At 48.6% G+C, this 24,312-nt stretch carries 19 protein-coding genes; 7 read left to right on the forward strand and 12 right to left on the reverse strand.

The window, feature by feature from the left end:
• Positions 1-9: 9 nt before the first annotated feature.
• From D9Y29_RS04950 to D9Y29_RS04990, 9 genes are all read right to left on the reverse strand, one after another.
• The gene (locus tag D9Y29_RS04950; protein WP_127125598.1) at positions 10-2,706 is read right to left on the reverse strand and encodes a MutS-related protein; all 2,697 of its coding nucleotides are present in this window, start codon (positions 2,704-2,706) and stop codon (positions 10-12) included.
• Entirely contained in the window at positions 2,706-5,012 is a 2,307-nt protein-coding gene (locus D9Y29_RS04955; protein WP_127125600.1) for a Gldg family protein, read from the reverse strand. Before D9Y29_RS04955 ends, D9Y29_RS04950 begins: the two co-directional genes overlap by 1 nt.
• A gap of 18 nt (positions 5,013-5,030) precedes the next feature.
• Positions 5,031-5,963, reverse strand: coding sequence for an ABC transporter ATP-binding protein (locus D9Y29_RS04960; RefSeq protein ID WP_127125602.1), 933 nt, complete (start codon positions 5,961-5,963; stop codon positions 5,031-5,033).
• A gap of 99 nt (positions 5,964-6,062) precedes the next feature.
• Positions 6,063-7,583, reverse strand: coding sequence for a PKD-like family lipoprotein (locus D9Y29_RS04965; protein ID WP_127125604.1), 1,521 nt, complete (start codon positions 7,581-7,583; stop codon positions 6,063-6,065).
• A 22-nt stretch (positions 7,584-7,605) separates the two neighbouring features.
• On the reverse strand, positions 7,606-8,319 hold the full coding sequence (locus tag D9Y29_RS04970) for a DUF4843 domain-containing protein (protein ID WP_127125606.1): 714 nt from the start codon (positions 8,317-8,319) through the stop codon (positions 7,606-7,608).
• Between the two features lie 20 nt (positions 8,320-8,339).
• On the reverse strand, positions 8,340-9,809 hold the full coding sequence (locus tag D9Y29_RS04975) for a RagB/SusD family nutrient uptake outer membrane protein (RefSeq protein WP_127125608.1): 1,470 nt from the start codon (positions 9,807-9,809) through the stop codon (positions 8,340-8,342).
• A 14-nt stretch (positions 9,810-9,823) separates the two neighbouring features.
• A complete protein-coding gene (locus tag D9Y29_RS04980) occupies positions 9,824-13,207 on the reverse strand; it encodes a SusC/RagA family TonB-linked outer membrane protein (RefSeq protein ID WP_164735261.1) in 3,384 nt (1,127 codons plus the stop codon).
• A gap of 232 nt (positions 13,208-13,439) precedes the next feature.
• On the reverse strand, positions 13,440-14,600 hold the full coding sequence (locus D9Y29_RS04985; RefSeq protein WP_127125612.1) for a FecR family protein: 1,161 nt from the start codon (positions 14,598-14,600) through the stop codon (positions 13,440-13,442).
• 85 nt (positions 14,601-14,685) lie between these two features.
• On the reverse strand, positions 14,686-15,240 hold the full coding sequence (locus D9Y29_RS04990) for an RNA polymerase sigma factor (protein WP_127125614.1): 555 nt from the start codon (positions 15,238-15,240) through the stop codon (positions 14,686-14,688).
• 168 nt (positions 15,241-15,408) lie between these two features.
• On the opposite strand from D9Y29_RS04990, the gene D9Y29_RS04995 reads away from it, so the two are divergent.
• The 7 genes from D9Y29_RS04995 to D9Y29_RS05025 all read left to right on the forward strand — a co-directional run bounded on the left by D9Y29_RS04995 (position 15,409) and on the right by D9Y29_RS05025 (position 22,309).
• Positions 15,409-16,452: an agmatinase family protein gene (locus tag D9Y29_RS04995; protein ID WP_127125616.1), complete on the forward strand. Its 1,044-nt coding sequence runs from the start codon at positions 15,409-15,411 to the stop codon at positions 16,450-16,452.
• Between the two features lie 14 nt (positions 16,453-16,466).
• Positions 16,467-17,033: a hypothetical protein gene (locus D9Y29_RS05000; RefSeq protein ID WP_127125618.1), complete on the forward strand. Its 567-nt coding sequence runs from the start codon at positions 16,467-16,469 to the stop codon at positions 17,031-17,033.
• Positions 17,034-17,067: 34 nt separating this feature from the next.
• Complete coding sequence (locus D9Y29_RS05005; protein ID WP_127125620.1) at positions 17,068-17,676, forward strand: hypothetical protein; 609 nt, start codon at positions 17,068-17,070, stop codon at positions 17,674-17,676.
• Positions 17,677-17,731: 55 nt separating this feature from the next.
• Complete coding sequence (locus tag D9Y29_RS05010) at positions 17,732-19,033, forward strand: radical SAM family protein (protein ID WP_127125623.1); 1,302 nt, start codon at positions 17,732-17,734, stop codon at positions 19,031-19,033.
• A 143-nt stretch (positions 19,034-19,176) separates the two neighbouring features.
• A complete protein-coding gene (locus tag D9Y29_RS05015) occupies positions 19,177-19,929 on the forward strand; it encodes a sulfite exporter TauE/SafE family protein (RefSeq protein ID WP_127125625.1) in 753 nt (250 codons plus the stop codon).
• Between the two features lie 89 nt (positions 19,930-20,018).
• Complete coding sequence (locus D9Y29_RS05020) at positions 20,019-20,885, forward strand: hypothetical protein (protein ID WP_127125628.1); 867 nt, start codon at positions 20,019-20,021, stop codon at positions 20,883-20,885.
• Between the two features lie 131 nt (positions 20,886-21,016).
• Complete coding sequence (locus tag D9Y29_RS05025; RefSeq protein WP_127125630.1) at positions 21,017-22,309, forward strand: bifunctional folylpolyglutamate synthase/dihydrofolate synthase; 1,293 nt, start codon at positions 21,017-21,019, stop codon at positions 22,307-22,309.
• Between the two features lie 42 nt (positions 22,310-22,351).
• Here D9Y29_RS05025 and D9Y29_RS05030 read toward each other — a convergent pair whose 3' ends face one another.
• The 3 genes from D9Y29_RS05030 to D9Y29_RS05040 are packed head-to-tail and all read right to left on the reverse strand — an operon-like array spanning position 22,352 to position 24,235.
• Entirely contained in the window at positions 22,352-22,900 is a 549-nt protein-coding gene (locus tag D9Y29_RS05030) for an NUDIX hydrolase (RefSeq protein ID WP_127125632.1), read from the reverse strand.
• Positions 22,901-22,915: 15 nt separating this feature from the next.
• Positions 22,916-23,440, reverse strand: a complete 525-nt coding sequence (locus D9Y29_RS05035) for a YfiT family bacillithiol transferase (RefSeq protein WP_127125634.1) — start codon at positions 23,438-23,440, stop codon at positions 22,916-22,918.
• Between the two features lie 33 nt (positions 23,441-23,473).
• Positions 23,474-24,235 (reverse strand): ABC transporter ATP-binding protein, encoded by a 762-nt coding sequence (locus tag D9Y29_RS05040; RefSeq protein ID WP_127125636.1) that lies wholly within the window; start codon positions 24,233-24,235, stop codon positions 23,474-23,476.
• Positions 24,236-24,312 lie beyond the last annotated feature (77 nt).

Raw genomic sequence — 24,312 nt, forward strand, 5'->3', positions numbered from 1 at the left:
CAATATCACTTATGGATGAGTGTTATATTCTTCTATTTCAGACAACATATTGATGATGCCTTCCTGCCGGATGATCACCATACCATGACGGTCGTTGGATATTCCGTTGGTGAGCTCATAGGTGTATCCAGGAGTATTCCCCTGCATCACGGTTGGCATGAATTTGAATTGTATGCCTGCTGTATGAAGGCCCAGCGCTGTTCCCACTTCCACGATATGGGTGGAGATGATGAAGATGCAGCGGTTGAATGCGTGGAATTCTTTGGAGAATGCCAGCGTGGCATCATAAGCATCTTTTACATTCGTTCCCTTGAACAATTCGTCGAACATGACGAACAATCTTTTTTGTGCAGACACCTGCTCTGCAATATGTTTTACACGCAGTACCTCTGCGTAGAAATGGCTATAGCCCATGTTGAGGTTATCGGCCACATTGATGCTGGTATACAATCCTTCCATCGGGCTGAAACGCATGCTGCGCGCGGGTACGGGAAAACCCATATGAGCGAGATAAACACAAACACCGGTCGTTTTCATCAGTGTTGATTTGCCGGCCATGTTTGCCCCGGTGAGGAACATGAAATTGGATGCTTCCCCAAAATGGATATCGTTCCCTTTGGCATTGACAATGGCTGGATGGAAGGCGCCGGAGATATCGAGTTCATTTCCCTGATCATCCAATGCATTGGCGAACGATAGGTTCAAACGCCTGGCAGTATTGCCAACGGAAATATATACATCAAGTTCATACAGGAGCTGAAGCAGGCCTGCAATGGACTTATTCATTTTATTAAAGAGCCAGATCTCATAGCTGATCAATTTCCTCCACCCGATCTCTGAGGCGCTCTTGATGGACTTTGCTTTTTTCAGTAAGGGACCGGAAAGAAAACTTCCTTTTGATTCGATGGCTGATCTTACAGAAACCGGTGCATCCTTCACCCATCCGTCATCGAGGAATACGCGCACCGCTTCCAGCACCTGCAATGTGGCAAATAGTCCTTCGGCTGCTGCTGCCATTTCTTTTTTCACTCCCAGCAGGTTCACTGCCTGCCGCCGCGTGCCGCGCAATAACAGTTGAATGTTTGTATCGAAAGGCCGGTCTTTCACATAATCTTCCATGCGTACAAACTGTGCAGGGCTCACGGGAAACTGAATTGAACGGCTGCTGAAGAAAGAAAAGATGGCAGCACGATCATTGATAGCTGTGGCATTGGTGAGCGGATGCGTGAAGAGCTGGTCCAGTAAACGTTCACCTTCCCTGGTTTTAGTGGCGTTGAAAATACTGAAGATGGAATTTTGTTTGTACTTGCCGGTAATGTTCAAATCTTCCATCGTTTGCTGGTCAGTTTTGAATGCTTCCTGCTCTACAGCGGTCTGAACAGCGGATGACTCACGCAGCATATCCAGCATACCTTCGTTCTGAATGATCAGCATGCCATGACGATCGGCCGTTACACCTTCTTCCAGCGTATAGGTATAACGCGGAACTGATCCCTCCATATAGGTTGGCATGAATACATACCGGATATTATCGCAGCGCTTTTTCAATTCGTCTGCCGCCTCGATAATATGGGTAGACACCACAAACAATGTTTGCTTTTGCATGGCAAAGGAATGTGTGATGGCCACGGTGCCATCGCCTGCATCCTTCACGTTGGTGCCCCTGAACAATTCATCGAAGATCACAAAGAGATTATGCCCCAGTCTGACCTGTTCAACAATATGCTTCACCCGCAACACTTCCGCATAAAAATGACTATGCCCCATGTTCAGGTTATCGGCCAGGTTGATGGTGGTAAAGATCCCGTCCCTAACGGAGAAGCGCATGGCTTTTGCCGGAACGGGAAATCCCATATGGGCAAGATACATGCAGATGCCCATCGTTTTCATGAAAGTGGATTTCCCGGCCATATTGGCCCCTGTAAGGAAAATCACCTGCTGTCCGGGCAGGAGTTCAAAGTTATTGGGCACTGCTTTATCCACGAGTGGATGATAAGCTTTTTCCAGCATCAGTTCCGATCTTCCTTCGGTGGCTTCTGCAAATGCAAGATCCAGTTTGGAAGCAACATTGGCCACACAATGGTAGAGATCGATCGTGTAACAGTAATGCACGATCTTCATAATGGTTTCGCGTAGGGTGAACCGGTAGAACCTGTCCAGCAGCGCCGTATCCTCAAAGGATCTTTTTTTCAATGCCGCCAGTTGCAGTACCTGTGCAAATGTGGGGTCTTCCATACGTTCAAGAACAAGCGCAGTTTCCGCTTCAATATCTTCATTTCCTTTCAGTATATCCGAATTCGCAAAGGCATAGATACCCGTAACGATGTTAGACACAGCATCCACTCCATTCACCACAAATTGATAACCTGTATCGGACCCGATAAGGGTGGAGAATTTCCGTTTAAGGCTATTGTCTTCATGTGTCAAACGTGTACGCGCATCCGAATTTTCCAGGTAGTGAGCGGCAGCATCAAACCACATGGGCTGAAAGGGCAGCTCCGGTTTCCTTTGCTGGAAATGCCGGAAAATAGCGCTTCTGCGGTTAATGGCTTCCCTGTCAGACAGGGGAGCGCGGAACATTTGTTCCAATAGTTCCGCGCCCCCTGCCGTATGGGTCTGATTAAAGAACGCATAAATGGAAGGCTTTCCGCTTTTGCTGAATATGCTGATATCGCTCAGCGTTTGCTGGTCTGTATAAAAATTCATTATTTACCTCTTCTTTTGATCCACAGTAACAAACAGAATGCAAGTAGTCCGATGGGTAATACCCATTTGAGGAAGATCTTGAATACGGTCCAGGCGCCTGTACCTGTTCGTGCATCGTTATCGGTGGGATCGGGCCTCGTCATATCTATCGGCACTTCATTGTCAGACAGCCAATAGAAGCTGGCAAGGATCAGGCTGAAATTGGAAGCCATCAGTTCATAGCGCTGCGTTCCCAGTTCGCCATTGCTGATCCAGTCAGCATCGCCGGTTACCAGTATCTTCTGTGTTTTACCTTTCACAGATCTGCTGAGCGCCACTACTGTTGGGAATGGTTCACTCTTCTCCCCAGCCCCATCGTTGAGCACGGTTGAATCGTCGATGAAATTGGTTGTTTCCAGTTCGTTCCATGAATTGGTGGAATCGGAAGTGAACAGGATGGTTGATGCAAATCCCTGTGCAGGTTTTACTGAGAGCGGGCTGGCGCCGGGCATGGTAACCACTGCATTCCTTTTCCTGACTTCATCCAGGTAGAAAGAGAATGCGGCACCTGCAGCAGTTGGTTTCACGGTCAGCAGGTCAGGCTGGTATTTAGTGGAAGGCTCCACCAGAATACCGGGCTCCAGCTGTACGCCCAGCGGGGCCAGCAAAGGATTGATATGCTCCCTCGATGCGGGTTCTCCCATCACGATCATATTTCCTCCGCGGTCGATATACCGGTTGATGCGGTCCAGTTCTTCCTGGCTCAATGGAGAACGCGGCTCGGCAATGATGAGTATGCGGATATCATCGGGCACATCATTGGTCAATGGAATATCTTTCACATCGAAGCCCTGGTTGAGCAATGCGTAACGGAAAGTTTTTTCCTGTGCAATGAGATTGTATCCCCTGTCCTGGAAAGAAGTGCTCTGGCGCTCTCCGTGACCTGTAATGAAACCTACCGTGGGCAGGTCCATCACCAGTCGTTTGAATGCCGCCGAGATCTCTCTTTCGCTGGGCATTACCTGGTTATCTTCGAATACGCGGAGAAAGGTTTGTTTGCCATCGCCTTTCTGCAGGAGTTTCACATAACGGAATTTTTCGCCGGAGAGGTCCACCTGCTGTTTGATATCGTTATAGGGTTTGATATCGAAATTGAAGTTCATTATTTTGGCGATGGTGTCCATACGCTGTTTCCCGTTGAGGTTGGGATATTGCTTATCGAAAACAGGATTGGGCACCAGTTCGTAATAGCGCTCGGTCTTCAGTTTGATCCTGGGCTTAAATCGGGTATATTGCTCAAACAGGTCTCTTTCCAACATGTACATGGCAGGCAATCCATAAAAGAAATTTTTATCCAGCATATTGGCGTAAGTGGTAATGGTGAGGTCATCATCTCCCAGTTTGGATACTACTTCCTGGCTGGCTTTGGTAAGCGTGTTCAACTTCGTGCGCGTTACATCTATATACCCCTTGAAGATGGGTTGAGATGTGAGATAGCCCAGCCCGAACACCAGCACCAGCAAGCCGGCATATTTGCTGAATGAAACAATGAAAGAACTTTTATGCCGCATGGAATTCATGCGTATAGCAGTAAAGGCGATGAACATGAGGATGATCAGGAGGAAGTAGATGATACGGTCTGTGGTGATCATACCGGCGATGAAAGGTCCTACCCTTCCCGAGATCGATAGCCAGAGGGTAAGCTCCCGAACTCCTTCAATGTCCTGCCAGAGGCTCCTGGTGTAAGACAGTAAAGCCAGCAGGGCCAGCGTTCCCATGGCAGACACTACGGTATAGGAAGTGAGTGAGCTCATGAACAGACCGATGGCGGCATAAGTGCAGAAGAGCAGGTAAAGACCCAGGATGCCGCAGAGGACCACTGCAATATCTGCATTTTTGATACTGATAGCCGTGTGGATACCAAATATGGCAAGCACGCCCATTAACAGTAATCCATACACGAGCAGCGACAGGTATTTGCCGAAGATGATCTGGTTGTTGGTAACGGGAGACGAATACAGCATTTTGATACTGCCTGAACTCAGCTCGCGACTGATCACGCCCATAGTAAGCAATGGCACGTACAGGTAGAGATAATTGAGTACATTATTGAACAGGCCTGAAGCCGAAGACCAGATGGCCAGGGTCTGGCTCGTGGGCGGACTCAATTTGATATATCCCATCGACACGCTGCGCATGAGGTTATCGAAATTACCGCAATAGCCTATGCCTACCTGGAAGGTAAAAACAATAAGTATCAACCAGGCCACAGGCGAATAGAACATTGCCTGCAATTCCGCCTTTGCTATTTTCCAAATGACTTTCATTTTTGTAATCGTTGTAGGTTAGGATTGTGATTGTTTGTTGGACAATTCGTTGAAGATGGCTTCCATCGAGCTCTTTTCGAGATTGATCTCCACAAGCCGCCAACGTTTGGCTTGACTGGTCCCGATAAGGGCTTCAGCTGATTCCGGCCAGGATGCGAACCTCACGCGCACTTTGCTGCCATCCAGTTCCTCCACAGCGGTAATGCCTGGTACGGCCAGCAGTTCGTCTTTCGGAGGTTTCGCCAGGAAGGAGACCAGGAGCGAATTGGGTGCGATATAATTATCAAATTCATCGATACCGCCTGAAAAGACCACGGAACCATCATTGATCATCCAGATATGATCACAGAGGGCCTGTACTTCCTGGAGTATATGGGTGGAAAGGATAACGGTGCAGTATTCACTAATATCCCTGATCAATTGCCTTACTTCCAGGATCTGGTTGGGGTCCAGGCCATTGGTAGGTTCATCCAGCACCACAAATTCAGGTTTGTGGATGATGCTCTGTGCAATACCCACGCGTTGTTTATAGCCGCCGGAAAGATTCTTGATCAAACGTTCCCGCATATGCGAAAGTCCGCATCGTTCCATCACTTCCGTAACGGCGGCAGGTATATCCTTATCTGGCACGAGGCGAATACTGGCGGCATACCTGAGAAATTCCTCCACGTTGAATTCACCCTGCAATGGTGGTTGCTGAGGAAGAAAGCCCATGAATTTTTTTGCTTCCACAGGGTTTTTCTGGATATCGATACCCTTGATCTGCACGCTGCCCCGTGTAGGTTTGATCACACCACAAACAACATTCATGATGGTGGATTTTCCTGCGCCGTTGGCGCCCAGCAATCCGAAGATGCCACGCCTGTTCAGTTCGAGGTTGATATCGCGAACAGCCCATTGCACACTATACCTGTGTGAAAGCCCTTCGATTTTTACAATTGATTCACTCATTATTTTCTTTTTGTTTTTTTTTGAGCAAACGGTCCCCCTGCACCTGTATAAACAGGCGTTTCAACAGAGGAACAGCATTTTTTCGTTAACGGAACATTGCTATAACGGAAGCCCTCCCCGGACAGTGATATCGGCAACGCGGCCCAGTCCGGAAAGGCGGTGCAGTTCCACCGGTCCTCCGCTGAGCATTGCCTGGTTAGAAATATCATAGAAGATCACAGTGCCATCTGCCATGCCAACGGCCAGTTCCTGGCCATCATCACTCTGCCGCAGCACCGTGATGGCGGCAGGAAGGGTATGGTACATTTTTGTTGGACCACCGATGCTTACATCGTAATAGTACAATCCCCTGTTATCGGAGTTGCCTGAGAAAAAGAGGAAATTCCTTTTTTTGACAGCCACATAGTGTGAGGCTGGCGTGATATATTGTTTACCCGTAAATGTTTGGCGCATAGCCGGAGTATGGATGGTTTGAATGCCCAGGATGCTGAAAAAATTGAATGGCTGCAAATACAACTCATCCGTTGCCTGGTCACGCACCAGGAACATACAGGTAGCACTGAAGCCGGCATCATCTTTGAAAGCGCCGCCCCAGATATAATCATAACCGGTCAACGGTTTGGAAGGATCGATATACCCAGGCAGCGCCGGCATAAAGGGAGGCGGAGGAGGAAAAGTATCGATCTTCAGGGCGCCGCCCGACTGCATCGTCTGCGCCAGCTTCAGGGAAGCATAGAGCAACCTGTTGTTCAATTCATCATACATTACCGTGAAAGCTGTGTAAGTAGTCCATACATCCCAGAGATGTTTTATTTTCATCCCTTTACTGATCTCCAGGGGAATGTTCAGCCAGGGGACTGTAAATGCGATAGGATTTGCCTGAAAGAGACGGGCATATAATTTTCCATCTTCGTTCAACAGCAGATCGGAAGTTTCGTAATAGCCGGCATTGACGGGCTTGAGGCCCTGCGGCGTCCCCCCCGTAAAGGATTCGTTCAACACCAGCTTCTTTTCAAAGCTGCGTCCATCCATTTCCACAGTGCCTTGCCCACCCTGCTGGATAACGGCCAGTCCTCTTCCTCCGTTCACATAGTAATCCTTGATCCGCAGCGGCTGACTACCCAGGCTCTCACCTTTGTTCTTATCGCTGTACAAAGCAAGCTGGTCCTTATACCCAGTTGCCGTTTTTCGAACGTGCGCTATTTCAGATACGCCGTCCTTTTCGTACAGAATACCCCAGCCTGTTTCATAAGGCGAGATCACAGTCAGTCCTGCCCCGAAGTCGAACCTGATCCCGGAAGCTTTTTCGATCATATAATAGTGCAGCAGAAAATATCCGGGCTTCGTAGCATTGTAGACCAGGTTGGAGTCTTTCGAGATCAATACGCCATCCTGGTACCATTCATGATCATAATCACCGGAACTGATGCCCGGCTTTTCATATTCTCGTATAGGCGTAAGCGATAGTGGCTCATCAACCACGGCCTGCATATTGCCGTCAAATGTGATCTTTACAGGATTGCCTTTTTTATAATCGAAGTTGCTATTGTCTTTCACACAGGAAAACTGGCAGATCATGCCTGCCAACAGCAGCAACCGGGTGATATGAATTGTTTTCATTGTAGTGAGTTGGGTTGAATGATTATCCGATCAATGGGATGGTGCTGAGCATATCTGCCCCGTCTTCCATATACACGGGTGTGCCATTTTCCTTTTCCCGGATCAGGTAATATTTGAACTGAAGCATGAGCACCAGGCGCTGGTTATTGTCGTAAGGACCCAGATCGCCCACACCTGTCACTTCCATGAACAGGCGGAACTTCTTTTCGCTGTACCTGCCGAGGTAGAAGGTGTTCATATTGTTATCCCACCAGGTAGGCTTACTTACCTGCGCGGTTATGCGAATGATCTTGTAAATGCAATCCGTCTGGCCGGGCGTCAGCGCATTGCTTCCTGTGATGCGGAGCACCAGTCGCAGGTCTTTGGTGTCGAGGTCCGGGGTTCTTTTCACTGTAACCCAAGCAGTGTCGCGGTTGACGCCTTTCCTGAAAACCTGCGCTTCAGGCAGGCTGTAATTACCGGCAGCAGCGGTACTTTCACTGGCAACAGCTTCGATGCGATAGGATTGATCTTGTTGCGCCAGTTGCCCTACCAGTTTAACAGGCAGTGGAATATCCACTTCATCTTTTCCCAGGTGATAGAAAAAAGAGAAGGGGATGGAATCCCTGATATCGGATACGAATTGAACATAGCGTCCACTATTGTACAGATCGATCGAATCCTTCTTGCAGGAAGCGAAAAGCGCCGTGGAGGCCAGCGCTCCTGTGATCAGTTTATTGGTGAGTGTTTTTTTCATGAAGTCTTTTTTTCCTTGTGCTAGAAAATTTGCTCGTTCTGAGGAACCGGCAAAATGAAGCGATCGTCGAGTGTGATCACCTGTGTGCCGCGCATCAGGTTTCGCTGCAGGCGTTTGAATGCAAAGAAGGTCTGGCCTTCCGTGAGGAATTCGCGGCGGTATTCTGCCAGCAGTTCCTCGTAAAATGCCGCTTCATCGGTTTGGGAAAAAGTGGTCAGCTTACCCCTGGCATTCCTTACCTGGTTCAACACGTCCAGTGCTTCCATCACTTTGCCGCTCTTGTACAAGGTTTCACTATAGATATAATAAACTTCGCTCAGCCGCAGTACAGGAATGATGGTGTTCTGATTCTTTATTTCGGCTATTGTTGACCGGTTCTCCATCCATTTCTCCGTGATCTTTCCTTTTTCTGTAATGATATCCGTTTCAAATTCCCTGAGTAACCCGGCCCTGTAATCGCGGTCGGATGCGGGAAACCATTGATCAACATCAGGAGAGATCCGGTATCTCGCATGGTTGGCGGTGTTGAGGTTTGCAATGAGATCGGCATCATAAACAGCCAGCAGCAGGTCATTGGCCATCTTGTAATATTGGGAGTTGCCGCTGGTGTTGGCTTCAGGAGTGAATTCCCAGTACTTCAGTCTTCCATGCGGACCATAATTGTCGTACAGGTATTTGGCGTGTTGCATGGCTTTTTCATGGTTGCCGGCATAGAGGTACACGCGCGCCAGCAATCCATGTATGGCCGCATAGTTGATGCGATGCATCCTGAAGCTGTAAAATGGACCACCGTACTCTTTATTACCAAGTCCATTGAGCATCACCATCAGTTTTCCGGTGAATGCATTCTTGTTCACGATAGTGTCGTTCTCAGCAACCAGTGCCTGTGCTTTTTCCAGGTCGGCCGTGACCTGTTTCAGCACCTGGCTGGTAGCCACCGGCAGGTTCAATTTTGCAGGATAGTTGCTTACATAGGGAATATATTTTCCGCCCGGTTCCTTCGCAGGCGCAGGGGCATACAGACGCAGTATTTCGAAGTGCATCAGGGCACGCATGGCCATGGTTTCGCCGATGATCATATTGCGCTCGGAACGGCCCTGCCGGAATTCGCTTTCGGGCAACGCTTCGATCTCTTTGAGTAGTTTATTACAGTTCGTAATGGTATTGTATCCCCGGCTCCAGATATTGTCGATAAGCGTTTGGCTTTCTGAATGCGTTTTGTCGTAGTTCTGCACCAGTTGTTGCCCGGTGCCCATCCTGCCGATCGCATATTCCTGCCCCAGCGCGCTGTTGAGGCCAAAGCTCAGGTTCTGTCCATAAAGATCCCTGGTGGCAGCCTGTATATAAATGCCGTTCAGGGCATGCTGGAAACCCAGCGATTTGCTGAACAGCTCGCTGTCTACGATCTGGTCCGAAGGCTGTACGTCCAACCACTTCTTGCATCCGGTAAAAGCGGAAGCGATAAAAAAAAGCACAATGATTTTTTTCATGATCGGGAACTTTTTTAGAGTACAACTTTTAATGACATTTCAAAGGTTCTGGCAAAGGGGAAATTCAGACCCCGTTCCTGTTGAATGGAAGAAATGGTGACCAGGTTATTGCCGGTGAACTGTATCTTGAAACGGGTGAGCCCGTATCTGGCCATTTTTTTCTGATCGAACTCGTAGCCAAGTGTCAGGGCGCTAAGCGTTATGGAATTATTTTTCTGAATGAAGCGCGAAGTGGGCCTGGTAATATACATCCTGTCAGCAATATCCTTCAGTTGTGTAAGATCGCCGGGCTGTTGCCAGCGCTGTTCAATCACACGGCGATCAGCATTATGACTGTACAGGTCTACATTCTCCACTTTGTTCAGCAGGGTATAGTTGTAATCGAGACCACCGAACTGGTACATGCAGGCCAGATATAATGAAAAGCCCTTGTACATTGCGTTGAAGCCCGCGCTTCCCTGCCCTTTCGGCGTCGCGTCACCGATCACCACCTGGTCTCCCGCCGACCATATATAAGTGATGGTGCCATCAGGGCGCATATAGATCTCCTTTCCATCGGCAGGATTCACACCCAGCGAGCGCATGCCGAAAATGGATGTTACAGATCCGCCTTCAATGAATTTGGTATGTGCCGTTGAATAACGCTTCCTGGTATCCAGGTTCTGCAGTACAGCAATGGCATCGGTAAAGCCATCATATTCCTGGTTCACCAGCTCATTGTACCGCCTGAGGGAATTAGACAATTCAACGAGTGTATTCTTGTTGGAGGCCATATTGCCGAACACGCTGAAATAAAACTGTTTCGTCCTTACCAGTTCGGCCTGTAACCTGAATTCGATCCCCCGGTTCCTGATCTTGCCGATATTGTCTTTATAGGTGGGAAAGCCGGAAGACATGGGCATATCTACATCATTTACCAGGTCCCTGGTCAGTTTATCGTACCAGTTCACGTTGATGTTCAAACGATTTTTAAACAATCCCAGATCAAGTATCAGGTCGGTGGTATTGGTGACCTCCCAGGTGAGCAGTGGATTCTCCATCGCTTTCAGCAGTACACCGGTACCGGTACTGTATCTGGCCTGTTGCACACCGTAGGTGCCTTTGGCGGCAAAGGGAGGAAAATTCGTTTTGCCCAGCTGACCGAAAGAGCCTGTCAGCTTCACCCGGCTGAAAATGGCATTGCCTTTCAGGAAATCATAGTTGTGGAAATTGATACCGCCACCCACAGACCAGAAGGGTGCAAACCGCCGCTCCGCTCCGAAGCTTGAATTACCATCCACCCTGCCCGATACATCCAGCAGGTATACATCCCTGTAAGTATAGTTGAGAGCGAGAAAAGAGCCGATCAATCGATTGATATTATCTATATACGTTGATTTCCGTTCCATGGCGCTGGCGTAGTTCGGGGAATTCAGAAATCCTGAAGGGAAACCGGCATAGAATTCCGAGATCTGCGTGGCTTTGTTTTCCTTGATATTGATGCCACCTGAAAAGTTCATGTTATGGCCGCCGATATTGTTCACGTAATTGGCAGTGAGGTTGGTATTGAATGAATATTCCTCTGTTCTGTTGATGGTGAGTTTTCCTGCCATATTGGGATCCAGCACATACGACTGTGTGCCGGAAGCAGGATCGATGAAATCATCTGACCGGCGTGAGGTACGCGTCAATGCGATATCTCCCCTGATGGTCACTTTATTGAATGGTCTCCAGGTAAGGCCGGTATTGTTGGTGATGGTTTGGTATCCTCCTGTTTTGAAGTTCATGGTGGTTAGTGCTTCATACAATGGGTTTACCAGACTGCCAAAGCTCTGATTGATGCTCCATTCTTTCGTATTTTTCACCGGATTCCCATTGGCATCGAAGGGTTCATCATAAGGATTCTTCAGGGCATAGTCCGAAAAATTCCCGTAAGGTGATTCCCTTGAGCGGATGATATCGTAACTGAAATCGTTCCTTACCTGGATATTCTTCACGCGGTAATCGATCTGAAGAGCGGCCCCTTTGCGCTCGCGCTGCGCTCCTTTCATCACTCCTTTTTCAAGATCGTAAGCCAGCCTGGCGCTGAACCGCAACTGGTCGAAGCCGCCATCAAAAACAAGCGTATGTTTCTGGTTGAGGGCATTGCGCAGAGGCTGCGCGATCCAATCTGTATTCACACCACGGGCCACCTGGTTCTTTTTAGCCAGCAATTCCTTTGTGATCCAGTAGCCGGAGATCCCGCCCACATCTTTGTAAAAACCGGCCAGTTCTTCGGCCCTGATCTTTTCTTCTGCATTCATCAGGTTATAGTCGGAAAGATCGGGCACACTCAGGGAAGTAAGTACGCCATAGTCTATACGAAGTTTGCCGGGAGCAGGCGGCACTGTTTGTATCACTACCACGCCATTGGCGGCGCGTGAACCGTAGATGGCCGTAGCTGCTGCATCTTTCAGGATGGTGACGCTGGCAATACGGGTGATATCATAATCATACACACGCTCAACTGGTATTTCAAATCCATCGAGGATGAAGATGGGCAGGTTGGGATTATTCACCAGCGCAGCCTCAGACACATCTACCTGGTCAAGCGATTTCACGCCTATGCCTGAGCGCCCCCGGATATAGAATTCCGGCAGCGTATTTGGATCGGACCCCATGATATTGTTCGCTTCCAAACGGAAAGAAGGATCAAATACCTGCAGGGCGCTGATCACATTGCGGTTGCCTACTTTCAGTATCTCTTCCTGGGTGATCCGGATAGAATTGCCGGTAAAACTTTCTTTGCGGAGTTTGGTATAACCGGTCACTACTTCATCCATGCCTTTGGCAGATAGTTTTAGATTTACAATGAACACGGACGTCATATTCCTGATAGTGATCGTACTGGTTTCATACCCTACATAACTCACTTCAACCACATCCCCGATATCCAACTGTAAGTCTGCAATTCCATCGGCATTGGTGACTTTGGAGATCTTCCTGTTCCTCACCATCACGGATGCCCTTGCCATGGGAGCGCCCAGTGAGTCTATCACTTTGATCTTTACCGGGAATGCCTGGGGTTCGGCATTACCGATATTAATACTTTCAATAGGTTTAGGATTTAATGGTGCAGGGATATCCGTTTTCTGGAACAGGAGAATGCTCCTGTTGTTGATCTCGTATCCGATGGGTTGGGTTTTGAACAGCTCTTTGAGGAACTGTTCCAGGGGAACATTGCTGGCGTGAATGGTCACGGGGTGTGCAATGGTCAGTAAGGAACTGGGGTAAAGGAAACTGTAGCCAGTTTGTTTTTTGCACTCGGCAAATACTTTTTCGATCGGCACATTGCTTCCTGTAAAACTAATGTTCTGTGAAAAGCTCCTGGCGCTTACGTTGAGGAAAGCAGCAGTCAGTAAGAGTACAGTCAGTTTCATACCTAATAGTATTGGCTTTAATTTCCGCCCGGCCGGCAGCAGTTTCCGGCACGCAGCGGATTCCCCCCTTCTATGGGAGGAGGAAACCACATTTTGCATAACTTTGGTACGTTTGGGTGAAGTAATAAGCAGTCTTTCGCGAGACCTGTTTTTAGTTAATGAACCTGAACTCTACCGGGAGTGGCGCAAACACTTCCGGTTTCGTTTTTTAATGCCATCTCATAGTTTTGGTTTACGGAAGGATTGTAATGGTCCTGCCTTCTCTTTCGAACTTTATATTCAAGCGGGAAAGATACTTGAGTACATCTGACAACGGGATCTGCCGGTCGAGATCACCATTCAGTTTTACTGTGGGTATTGTACCGCGGTATTGTACTTTGATATCGTACCATCTTTCCATTTGCCTCATCACTGTTTCGATGTCTGCCTTGTCGAAACTGAAGAAGCCATTCTTCCAGGCCAGGATATTGGCTAACTCAGGACTGAACACGCCGGTGATCTCGCCATTGTCAGATGAAACAGCCTGCTGCCCTGGCTTCAAAATTACATTCCGGCCATTGGCCTCTAACGGTAACACACGAACGCTTCCGTTGACCAGCGTTGTTCTTACCACCCTTTCATCATTGTAGGCATTGATATTGAAACTGGTGCCCAGCACCTGTACTGTTGTGTTGCCGGCCATTACCATGAATGGCGCCTGCTGGTTCTGCGCCACTTCAAAATACACTTCACCCGAAACTTTCACTGCGCGTTCCTTACTGCTGAACTTCGAAGGGAACTCAATAGACGAAGCAGCATTCAGCCACACCTTCGATCCATCGGGCAACACCGCCTGGAACTGACCGCCACGCGGCGTGGAGAGCGTGATCAGCTTGTTTGATTTGGCAATCTTTTCACCATCATTATACGTGATGGCATTGCCAGCCGTAACGATGCCCGTTTTCTGATCACTGAGATTGATCACGGAATCCCCGATGGTAAGAATGGCCTGGTTCTTACCGGGAAGTATCTCTGTATTCTCCACAACCGCCACAGGCTGTTCTGTGCTGTCTGTTTTTGCAACCAGATAATAAACACCCGAACCAATTGCCAGGAACAGCACAGCTGCTGCAGCATATTGCCAGCGTTGAGAAAATAAGCGGTGAACTTTCTTCTTATTCACAGGCTCCCATTTACCGGCAGCGATCATTTTATTCCAGGCTGCATTTTCATCGAACTGCTGTAATTCATTCAGCTTCGATTCCAATTGTTCCTTGTTTTGAAAACTGTTGTACAGTTCCCTGTTCTGCGGGGATGCTTCCAACCATTGGTTCAACATTTCCTCTTCAACAGCGGTGAGCGGCTGCTGCAATTGCTTTATTAATAACTCTTCTATCGATGGTTGATACGCCATTCTATTGTGTTAAGGCAGGTTTCTAATACTATTACAGGCAGTGGAAGGTTTTTCCATCGCGAAAGGCAAAGTTTTTTTTCGATGCTTATAATAAGAGCATCAATCCCCGTTTAAGGAGGAGTGCTTTAAGGATCTTAATGGCTTTCAGCTTTTGATTCAGCACGTTCTTGGTGCTGGTGTTGAGCAGCTCTGCGGTTTCGCTGGTAGACTTCCCCCTGAAGTAGATCAGCTCAAATACCTGAGCGCATTGTCCGGGTAAGGTTTGTAGTTGCTGGTATATTTCGTTGATCAGTTCGGCATCGATGCGATGGCGGTCGTGGTCTTCTTCATTAACGGTGGTGAGGTAACCGATCTCCTGATGCGAACGGTTATGTCTTTCGGTTTCCTGCAAATGATTGACACAGGCATTGCGGACGGTCAGGTAAAGCCAGGATTTGATATGAGAGGGATTATCGAACTGCCGGCGGCGGTCCCACAATTTGAGCAGGGCCTCTGTGGTAATATCCTCCGCCTGTTCCGGGTCACCGATCAGCTTATTGGCGAAATAAGCAAGCCTTTTGAAGTAAGTTTTGTACACCTGTTCAAAAGCGGCCTCCTCGCCCAGTATGAAGGCTTCTATGATTTCCTTTTCCAATAACATCGGGTCTCCGGGTTAGGGATTAAGCAGTTAAGGGTACAATAATAAAGAAATATTGTGTATATCCCGGATGCCCACTTGCCACCATTCTGCAACTTATTCAGATAATTTTGCATCTTAAAGGAACTGTGCTAACTTGCACGGCTTTTTAAACGGGAGTTTCCTTCAATCATGACAGACCTATCGCATTTCGATCCCAATGGGGCAAGTAATCCGAACAACAACATATTTGGCTTACCCACCAACGAAGAGGATTCCAGGCTGGTGATCCTGCCGGTTCCCTGGGAAGTGACAGTAAGTTATAACGCCGGCACAGCCAGGGCAGCTGATCATATCTTCAAGGCCAGTATGCAGGTAGACCTGTTCGATGCAGACTGCAGGCAGGCATGGAAACAGGGTTTCTTCATGCGGAGCCCGGATAAGAAAATACTGCTGAAAAGCGATTATCTCCGCAAAGAAGCTGAGCTCTACATCGATTATACCAGCAAGGGAGAACTGGTGGAGAAGAACAGCTTCATGTGCAAATCCCTCAAGGAGATCAACGAAGGCGCCGTTTACCTCAACAACTGGGTATACGAACAAACCCGCAGCCTGCTCCAGCAAGGCAAACTGGTAGCCCTGCTCGGCGGCGACCATAGCACGCCACTCGGCTATTTCAAAGCCATCGCTGAAAAACACAATGATTTCGGTATCCTCCAGGTAGACGCCCACTGCGATCTCCGCAAAGGCTATGAGAACTTCACCTACAGTCATGCCAGCATCATGTATAATGCTCTGAAGGAAGTCCCTTCCCTCAGCAAACTGGTACAGGTAGGTGTGCGCGACTACTGCGAGGAAGAATGGGATTTCGTTCGCGCCAACACCAACCGCGTAACCACTTACTTCGACAAAAACATCAAAGAAAGGTTGTTCGAAGGCGAAACCTGGAAGACGATCGCAGATGAGATAGTAGACAAACTGCCCTCACAGGTATACGTTAGTTTCGATATTGATGGACTGGACCCCAAGCTTTGTCCCAATACCGGCACACCGGTGGCCGGCGGCTTCGAAGCCGCCCATGTGTTCTATCTCTTGAAAAGAGTGATGCAAAGCGGCCGCACCATCATTGGTTTCGATCTCTGCGAAACAGGGGTTGGTGATAATGAATGGGATGCCAATGTAAGTGCCCGTGTATTGTGGAAGTTATGTAATTTGCTGGTGGCAAGCAATTCATAACTTATCCGGCAACCATGGTTTACCAATATGTAGTCAGCCTTAAGAACCAGCACAGCAGAACCATCGATATTTTCGGCATCCTCCTGAGCGCCGGCTCAGTAGTGTTCTTTGTATGGGAGCTGATCCTTCAGCAACATATCAGTTTTGCTTACTTCATTGGCTCCATTGTTGTTACCGGAGTACTGGCATACAATATCTGGGCTTCTTCCAAAGGCAGAAAGGTCTACTACAGCCGCGCCCTGCTCCTGGCCGCGCTCGTTTGGATGAAGATGCCCTATTTCCAATGGATCAGTTTTCTTTTTATTATCCTTGCATTACTGGAATACCAGGCAAAATATTCGCTGGAAATCGGGTTTACAGACAACCAGGTGGTGATCAATTCCCTCTTCAAAAAAAGATATGCCTGGAACCAGTTCAACAATATCGTACTGAAAGATGGTCTTATAACTCTTGACTTTACCAATAATAAACTGCTCCAACGTGAAGTGGTAGATGATGAAGAGGACGAAGCCGATGAAGACGAGTTCAATCAGTACTGCCAGGAACAATTAAAAAAAGCCGGACAGGTCCCTGTGGAATAATTCCATTTTTGCATCTCACCCCAAATTGCACTGTATGAATTCCCTTTCCCTCCCGGTAGTGCATCCAGATTTCCAGAGACTGAAACGCTCCGGTAAATTCCTTCATTTAGCGGCTGCGGGCTTTATCCTTCTTCATGCGCTGACCCATGCCTTCTCTCATCATGCCAATTATTTTTACCTCGGTTGCCTGCTGCTGATTGCTGCGGACATCCTGATACTCGTGTTTGCGGGCTCCAATATCCTCAAGGCGATGCCCAAAGTGAACCTCTTCTTCCGGCTGGTGGAGTTCTTCTTTTTTCTCGGCATCGGCATCACGCTCCTGCTGGAGAAAGCCTGGCTTTTCGGCTCCGTGCATGTGATCCTGAGCGCCGCCTATTTTTATCTTTTTTACCTGGAAAAACAACTCCTCACGGAAGAATACCTCGCCATTCACCATACCGGTATCAGTATCCCCGATCTGCCTGAGCAGAAATTCTTTATCTGGAGCAATATCAACGGGGTAAATGCGCGGTACGACAGCATTACAGTACAAACATCCTCCAATAAATCGTACCATTTCGAGCTCCGGAAGAATCTTGAATTCGAAGAACTGGATCAAATTCACGAATTTTGCAGGCATTATTTAGGAACAAGCAGGTTCTGAGCGATGGACCCGGGATGGCCCGGCCTGCCGGCGCCCGCTAAAAACAAGGATCCCGATGGCTGCATTACAAGAGAGTCCGTATTTATTGTATTCCGATGGAAAGGGAAATATTTTCGAAGATACCTCCCTTTACGCAGTAGGCCGTGCAGGATGGGACGCATTTCCCATTCCCGTGGAAGACTGGATCCCACTGCCCGAAGGAGGCACCCTGTACGAGCTGCCCGGCCGCCGGGGTATTGGCATCGATGTGAAAACCGGCGAAATGAGATTGTGTGAACTGGGGTGGGCTACCGCCGCTTTCATTCCTCCCGCGCATACAGGCCTTTACCTGGCCGCATATGAGACTGGTCATGATGCCCCCACGCTTCCCCTGTTTTGTTATACTGCTGCCGCCTGGCATAACGATAAATTCTATGTTCCCGCTGTTCGCATCGAACAGGATATCCGCCAGGAATGTGGCGGCTTCGACGATGTGAAGATCCAGGGCGGTGTTGCCGAATTCCTCAAAGCCTATCCGCATAACAGACTGGTGAAACACCTGGCAGAGAATTGTTGTCTCACATACAACTGCCCGGCCGCGCGAAATTATTTTATGGGAAGATGGGAATGCCCGATCCCCAGTTCTCCGGCCTGTAACGCCAATTGCATTGGTTGCATTTCTTTCCAGCCAGGCGATGAGGAGATCGTGAGCACGCAGGACCGCTTAACTTTCAAACCTTCTGCTGAAGAGATCGTGGAGTTCACGGTGCCGCATTTGGAAAGCGCTCCCTACCCCATCGTGAGCTTCGGACAGGGCTGTGAAGGCGAGCCCTTGCTGATGTGGGAGACCATCCGCCGCTCCATCATCGAAATGCGCAAGCATACGCAGAAAGGCTCCATCAATATCAATACGAATGGTTCAAAACCAGATGCAGTTAAAGCCTTATGCGAAGCAGGGCTCAACTCCATCCGCGTGAGCACCAACTCCGCGCGCAAACATATTTACGAAGCTTATTACCGCCCCAATAATTACCAGTTCGAAGACATCATCGAAAGCCTGAAAGTGGTCCGCTCCTTCGGCGGCTGGACCAGTATCAACTACTTTGTATTCCCGGGCATGACAGACTCTGTTGAAGAATACGAAGCGCTGCGCAAACTGATCATCGATACTGGTCTCAATATGATCCAGTGGAGGAATTTCAATATCGATCCGGACTGGTACCTGGGCAAGATCGGGTTCCATGGCGAAGTGGAAATGATCGGTGTAAAGCAGATGCAGGAGTTGATCCGCGAAGAATTCCCCGATCTGAAATTCGGATATTTCAATCCACCGATGGAAAGGATCAGGGGAGATTATGCAGTTGATTTTGCACACTGAACTGCGGAGAGCACTCGCTCGCCTCCCGGCGAGTGAGTAATATTTGTTCGCCTCCGGCGAACACCGCGTCGCCGGAGGCGACTAAATAAAAGTCACTCGCCAGAGGCGAGCGACTGGGCACAGCCTGATTAATTGTAGCACTCATGATCGCACTTTGCATTGTTGCTTTTCTGGCAGGATTTGTTGACGCTATTGTTGGCGGAGGAGGACTGATACAGACGCCCGCCGCATTGGTATTGCTGCCGCAATACCCCGTAGCAACGGTGATCGGTACCCTAAAAATACCGGCATTCAGCGGCACTTCCGTAGCTGCTTATCAATATGCGAAAAAAGTAAAACTGAATTATCCCATGCTGGCCCTGATGGCCGGCATCGCTTTCTGCGCCGCCTTCTGCGGATCCAAATTGCTGACAATGGTGAGTAACAGTTTCATGAAACCGTTATTGCTTTGTGTGCTTGTGGTGGTAGCCATTTATACCTATTCCAACAAGAAGTTTGGTTCCCATACTGAAAAACAACATTCCCAACAACGGCAATGGTGGTATGCCGCTATCCTCAGCCTGGTGATCGGATTCTATGATGGCTTTATCGGGCCGGGCACAGGCAGCTTTCTTGTACTGGCCTTTATCGGCATACTCGGTTTCGATTTTCTGCAATCCAGCGCCAACGCGAAATTCGTGAACCTCAGCACCAACCTGGGCTCTATCCTTTTCTTTTTATTAAGTGGTAAGATCATCTTTGCCGTTGCTATTCCCATGGCCATCTGCAATATGATCGGCGGCTGGTGCGGCGCAAAGCTGGCACTGCTCAAAGGCAATACCTTCATCAGGGTCTTCTTCCTCGTTGTTGTATGCGCCACCATTCTTCGATTTGCCTATGACATCTTTTTCAAATAGGCGATTTCAGGAGTTCGTTTAACAATTAGCATAGTATTTGCAACGTTTAGCCGAAACATTGGTACATTCGTACTTAGAATTCCCGGCGTATGACAGAAAATTTTGAATCGAAGAAGAACATGCAGGCGGGCACTTACACTGCCATCATTTGCGGCGCACTGTTACTGATCTTCCTGTTTGTACGATGGTCCCTGCCACCGATACCCGAACCTCCGGTTGAAGAAGGTATTGAAGTGAATCTCGGTAGTAGTGATCAGGGCTTTGGCGACGACCAGCCCTTCGAGCCCGGCTCTCCTGCGCCGGCAGAACAGGCAAGCTACACACCTCCTCCTCCCACACCCACCCCCGATGCACCAGATAAAGAAGTGGAAGCAGATGATGCTCCCAGTGATCCTGTGGAAGTGAAGAAACCCGAGGTTACCAAAACAGCCGTGAAGAAAATTCCTGAGAAGGCCACAGTAAAAACGCCTCCTGTAAAGAAACCTGTTGAAGCTCCCCCTGCTCCCGCACCTCCCAAACCAAAAGCAACGATGCGTGGCATCGGCGGCACCGGTACAGGCGGTAATGAAGCAGATAGTTACAAGAAAGGCGGCAACCAGGGAGTTGCAGGCGGTACCGGCGATCAGGGAAGACCTGGTGGCAATCCCAACTCAGACAGCTATACCGGTGGCGGCAGAGGCAATGGCATCACCGTTTCGAAAGGATTAAATGGAAGAAGACCTATCAGCCTTCCCTCTTTCACAGATGATTTCAATGAGAACGCAACAGTATACGTTGATATCCGTATCGACGAGACCGGGAAAGTAATCTCCGCCACTTTCCAGCCAAAAGGTTCCACTACTTTGGAAGCGAAATACAAAAGCATCGCCATAGAAAAAGCAAAAAAAGTAAAATTCAATTCAGGGGATGGCGAATCAGTTGGAACACTCAAATTCAATTTCAGGGTTCAAAACTAATCCTCACTCATATACCACAGTAATTTTTATTATAAAAGCCCGCCTCCGATGAGACGGGCTTTTGATTTTGTAGCGCATCTAAAATTTTGCCAGCTTTGCAGGTTCCTTAGTTTTGTGATCCAATACTGAAAATGACTTATCAGGAAACGATCGACTACCTCTTCAACCGGCTGCCTATGTTCAGCCGCCTTGGAGCTGCGGCCTATAAAAAAGACCTGCACAATACCATTGCCCTCTGTGAATTCCTGGGCAATCCGCAACAGCGCGTCAAAACCATCCATATTGCCGGAACCAACGGGAAAGGCAGCACCAGTCATATGCTGGCCGCCATTCTCCAGAGTGCCGGTTATAAAACAGGACTCTACACTTCGCCCCACTTAAAAGATTTCCGCGAGCGTTTCCGCATCAACGGGGAAATGATCAGCGAAGCATTTGTGATGAAATTCACAGAGAAAATCAAACCCGCTATCGATCAGATAGAGCCCAGCTTCTTCGAGATCACAGTGGCCATGGCATTCGACTGGTTTGAGGAAGCACAGGTAGACATTGCCGTTATAGAGACCGGTCTCGGCGGACGCCTCGACAGTACCAATGTGATCAGCCCCGAGCTCAGCATCATCACCAATATCGGCTATGATCATATGAACCTGCTGGGCGATACACTGGAACTGATCGCCTTCGAAAAGGCAGGAATCATCAAGCCCGGCATACCTGTGATAGTGGGCGAAACCAATGCTGACACCAAACCGGTATTTGAAAAAGTAGCAGCGGAAAAACAATCTCCACTCCACTTCGCAGATCACCTCCGCTACGCGGCCGACTGGCAATACCAACATCATCAACTGGTGGTGCAGGTAGCCAACCATACCAGCGCAGACAGAACAAGCTATACACTTGACCTGCCGGGATTCTATCAAACAAAGAACCTGATGACCATCCTGGAAGCAGTCCATCAACTGCAATTGAAACATTGGAATATTCCTGCAGCAGCCGTTCAGAAAGGATTGGCTCATGTAAAGAAACTAACGGGGCTGCATGGCCGCTGGGAAGTAGTGCACACCAGGCCGGTGATAGTACTGGATGTGGGACATAATGAGGATGGCATTAAACAAATTGTTGCGCAACTGGAACTGACACAATACCGTCACCTGCATATCGTGATCGGTATGGTGAAGGATAAAGAGATCGATCATGCACTGGCGCTTTTGCCCAGAGAAGCTCTTTATTATTTTACACGCGCACAGATCCCGAGAGCATTGCCTGAAGAGGAACTGGCTGAAAGAGCAGCGGGTTACGGACTTAACGGTCATCACTACCCCAACGTACCGGATGCATTGCAGGCTGCAAAACTGAACGCACACCCGGATGATGTAATACTGGTTTGCGGAAGTGTGTTTGTTGTAGGTGAAGTGCCTGAATTGTAGCTGAAAATTGTTTTATCAGCGGACTGGAGACCGGTTAAAGGTCTATAAGCCGAGTCTTTTCATTGCATAAAAGATGGTGGTGATATGCATACTCTGTACAATCTCCTGCCTGTGCAGCAATTCCTTCAATCCATCGATGGTAAATAGTTGTACTTCTATCTCTTCATTGTGGTCCAGCTCCTGCTCCTTCACTTTCTTTCCACCAGTGGCGAGATACATATGCATCCAGTTATTGTTGGTGGATGGATTGGCGGAGGTTTTGCCGAGGTATTCAAATTTGGAGAATTCGTAACCGGTCTCTTCCAGCAATTCCCTTGAAGCCGCGTATTCGTAAGATGGATCGGTATCGTCCACACAGCCACCGGGTAATTCCCAGGCAGTAACTTCGAGTGCATGGCGGTACTGTCTTTCCATGATCACTTTTCCATCTTCCGTTAATGCAAAAACAGTAACCCATGTAGGGAATTCATAAACATAATATGGATCGATGATGGCGCCATCCTGTCTTTCACAAACATCTTTGCGAACCGTGAACCATATGTCTTTGAAGAGGTATTCCGAGGAGATCTTTTTCCAGCGCAGGTCTTTCATTCTTTTTGCTTTTAATTATTCCCAACCTTTTCTTTCACGGAGTGAAGTGATATGCGCTACATGGTGTTTGCCATGCCATGCGTACATGCCGAGCAAATGCCAGAGGCTCATTTCTTTTTTATGCTCAGGATGGAATACTGTGCGTTGCCATTCCTGGTCTGTAAGGTGGAGGATGGCTGCATGCCAGCGTGTGTGCAGGGTGTAGAGCAAAGTGATGCTCATATTGATGGGAACGGCCTGTACATCTTTGAGCTCCGCCCAGCGGGCTTCTTCGTAGGGTTTGATAGTTGGATTATCTTCAGTAAGACCAAGTTTGAAACGGATATAGGCATTCATATGACTGTCGGCCACATGATGCACAACCTGTTTCACTGTCCATCCCCCATCCCGGTAAGGTGTATTGAGTTGCGGTTCATCCAGGTTTTCGATTGCATTTTCCAGTAGTCCGGGAAGGAACTGGATATCCTGTAACCAAAGTCTTTTCTGGTTGGAAGAGAATGGCTGTGGCTCATATTTACCGATCGGATAACGAAGGTCCATTTTTTGATTTGTTGATAATTTGAGAATGGTGGATTACTGATCACGCAGCGCATGGCCTGTGAGATGGATGAATACATCTTCGAGGTTGGCTTTCTTGATATCTTTCGGTCTCTCGAAACCGGTAGCTACCAGTGCATCGATGAGATTATCTGTGGTATCAAGAGCAACAATTTTTCCTGAGTCGATGATGGCGATGCGGTCGCAGAGCAGTTCTGCTTCGTCCATATAATGGGTAGTGATGATCACGGTAGTGCCTTTGGCGCGGATCTGCCTGATCAGGTCCCAGAGATTACGGCGGGCCTGTGGATCGAGGCCGGTAGTGGGCTCGTCAAGAAAAATGATCCGCGGATCATTGATCAGGGTGGTGGCGATGGAGAACCTTTGTTTCTGTCCGCCGCTGAGGTCTTTGAATTTGGCTTTGGCCTTGTCTTCCAGGTTCACGCTGCGGAGTAATACTTTGGGGTCCACTTTACGGTTGTAGAGTCCTGCGAAAAGCCCGATGAGCTCCATGAGATTGAGACCGGGATAGAAACCGGAGGTCTGCAATTGCACGCCGATGATTTTTTTGATCTCTTCGGGATGCGTGTCCAGGTTATAACCAGCTACAGTAATCTGCCCGGAGGTTTTATCGCGGAGGGTTTCGATGATCTCCAGGGAAGTGGATTTACCGGCGCCGTTGGGGCCGAGGAGGCCGAAGATCTCCCCTTCATACACGTCGAAACTGATGCCCTTCACTGCTTCAAATTGTCCGTATTTCTTCACCAGGTCCTTTACCGAGATGATCACATTGCTCATGATGCGGGGATTTGAGGGCACAAGTTAGGGAAAAAAAGCCTGGCACAATTGTACCAGGCAATACGTTTCCTCTGCGG

The sequence above is a fragment of the Pseudoflavitalea rhizosphaerae genome, assembly GCF_003991355.1.
Classification (GTDB): domain Bacteria; phylum Bacteroidota; class Bacteroidia; order Chitinophagales; family Chitinophagaceae; genus Pseudobacter; species Pseudobacter rhizosphaerae.

Coding starts and splice junctions, on each gene's coding strand:
- D9Y29_RS04950 (WP_127125598.1), bottom strand. CDS start 2,706: ATGAATTTTTATACAGACCAGCAAACGCTGAGCGATATCAGCATATTC.
- D9Y29_RS04955 (WP_127125600.1), bottom strand. CDS start 5,012: ATGAAAGTCATTTGGAAAATAGCAAAGGCGGAATTGCAGGCAATGTTC.
- D9Y29_RS04960 (WP_127125602.1), bottom strand. CDS start 5,963: ATGAGTGAATCAATTGTAAAAATCGAAGGGCTTTCACACAGGTATAGT.
- D9Y29_RS04965 (WP_127125604.1), bottom strand. CDS start 7,583: ATGAAAACAATTCATATCACCCGGTTGCTGCTGTTGGCAGGCATGATC.
- D9Y29_RS04970 (WP_127125606.1), bottom strand. CDS start 8,319: ATGAAAAAAACACTCACCAATAAACTGATCACAGGAGCGCTGGCCTCC.
- D9Y29_RS04975 (WP_127125608.1), bottom strand. CDS start 9,809: ATGAAAAAAATCATTGTGCTTTTTTTTATCGCTTCCGCTTTTACCGGA.
- D9Y29_RS04980 (WP_164735261.1), bottom strand. CDS start 13,207: ATGAAACTGACTGTACTCTTACTGACTGCTGCTTTCCTCAACGTAAGC.
- D9Y29_RS04985 (WP_127125612.1), bottom strand. CDS start 14,600: ATGGCGTATCAACCATCGATAGAAGAGTTATTAATAAAGCAATTGCAG.
- D9Y29_RS04990 (WP_127125614.1), bottom strand. CDS start 15,240: ATGTTATTGGAAAAGGAAATCATAGAAGCCTTCATACTGGGCGAGGAG.
- D9Y29_RS04995 (WP_127125616.1), top strand. CDS start 15,409: ATGACAGACCTATCGCATTTCGATCCCAATGGGGCAAGTAATCCGAAC.
- D9Y29_RS05000 (WP_127125618.1), top strand. CDS start 16,467: ATGGTTTACCAATATGTAGTCAGCCTTAAGAACCAGCACAGCAGAACC.
- D9Y29_RS05005 (WP_127125620.1), top strand. CDS start 17,068: ATGAATTCCCTTTCCCTCCCGGTAGTGCATCCAGATTTCCAGAGACTG.
- D9Y29_RS05010 (WP_127125623.1), top strand. CDS start 17,732: ATGGCTGCATTACAAGAGAGTCCGTATTTATTGTATTCCGATGGAAAG.
- D9Y29_RS05015 (WP_127125625.1), top strand. CDS start 19,177: ATGATCGCACTTTGCATTGTTGCTTTTCTGGCAGGATTTGTTGACGCT.
- D9Y29_RS05020 (WP_127125628.1), top strand. CDS start 20,019: ATGACAGAAAATTTTGAATCGAAGAAGAACATGCAGGCGGGCACTTAC.
- D9Y29_RS05025 (WP_127125630.1), top strand. CDS start 21,017: ATGACTTATCAGGAAACGATCGACTACCTCTTCAACCGGCTGCCTATG.
- D9Y29_RS05030 (WP_127125632.1), bottom strand. CDS start 22,900: ATGAAAGACCTGCGCTGGAAAAAGATCTCCTCGGAATACCTCTTCAAA.
- D9Y29_RS05035 (WP_127125634.1), bottom strand. CDS start 23,440: ATGGACCTTCGTTATCCGATCGGTAAATATGAGCCACAGCCATTCTCT.
- D9Y29_RS05040 (WP_127125636.1), bottom strand. CDS start 24,235: ATGAGCAATGTGATCATCTCGGTAAAGGACCTGGTGAAGAAATACGGA.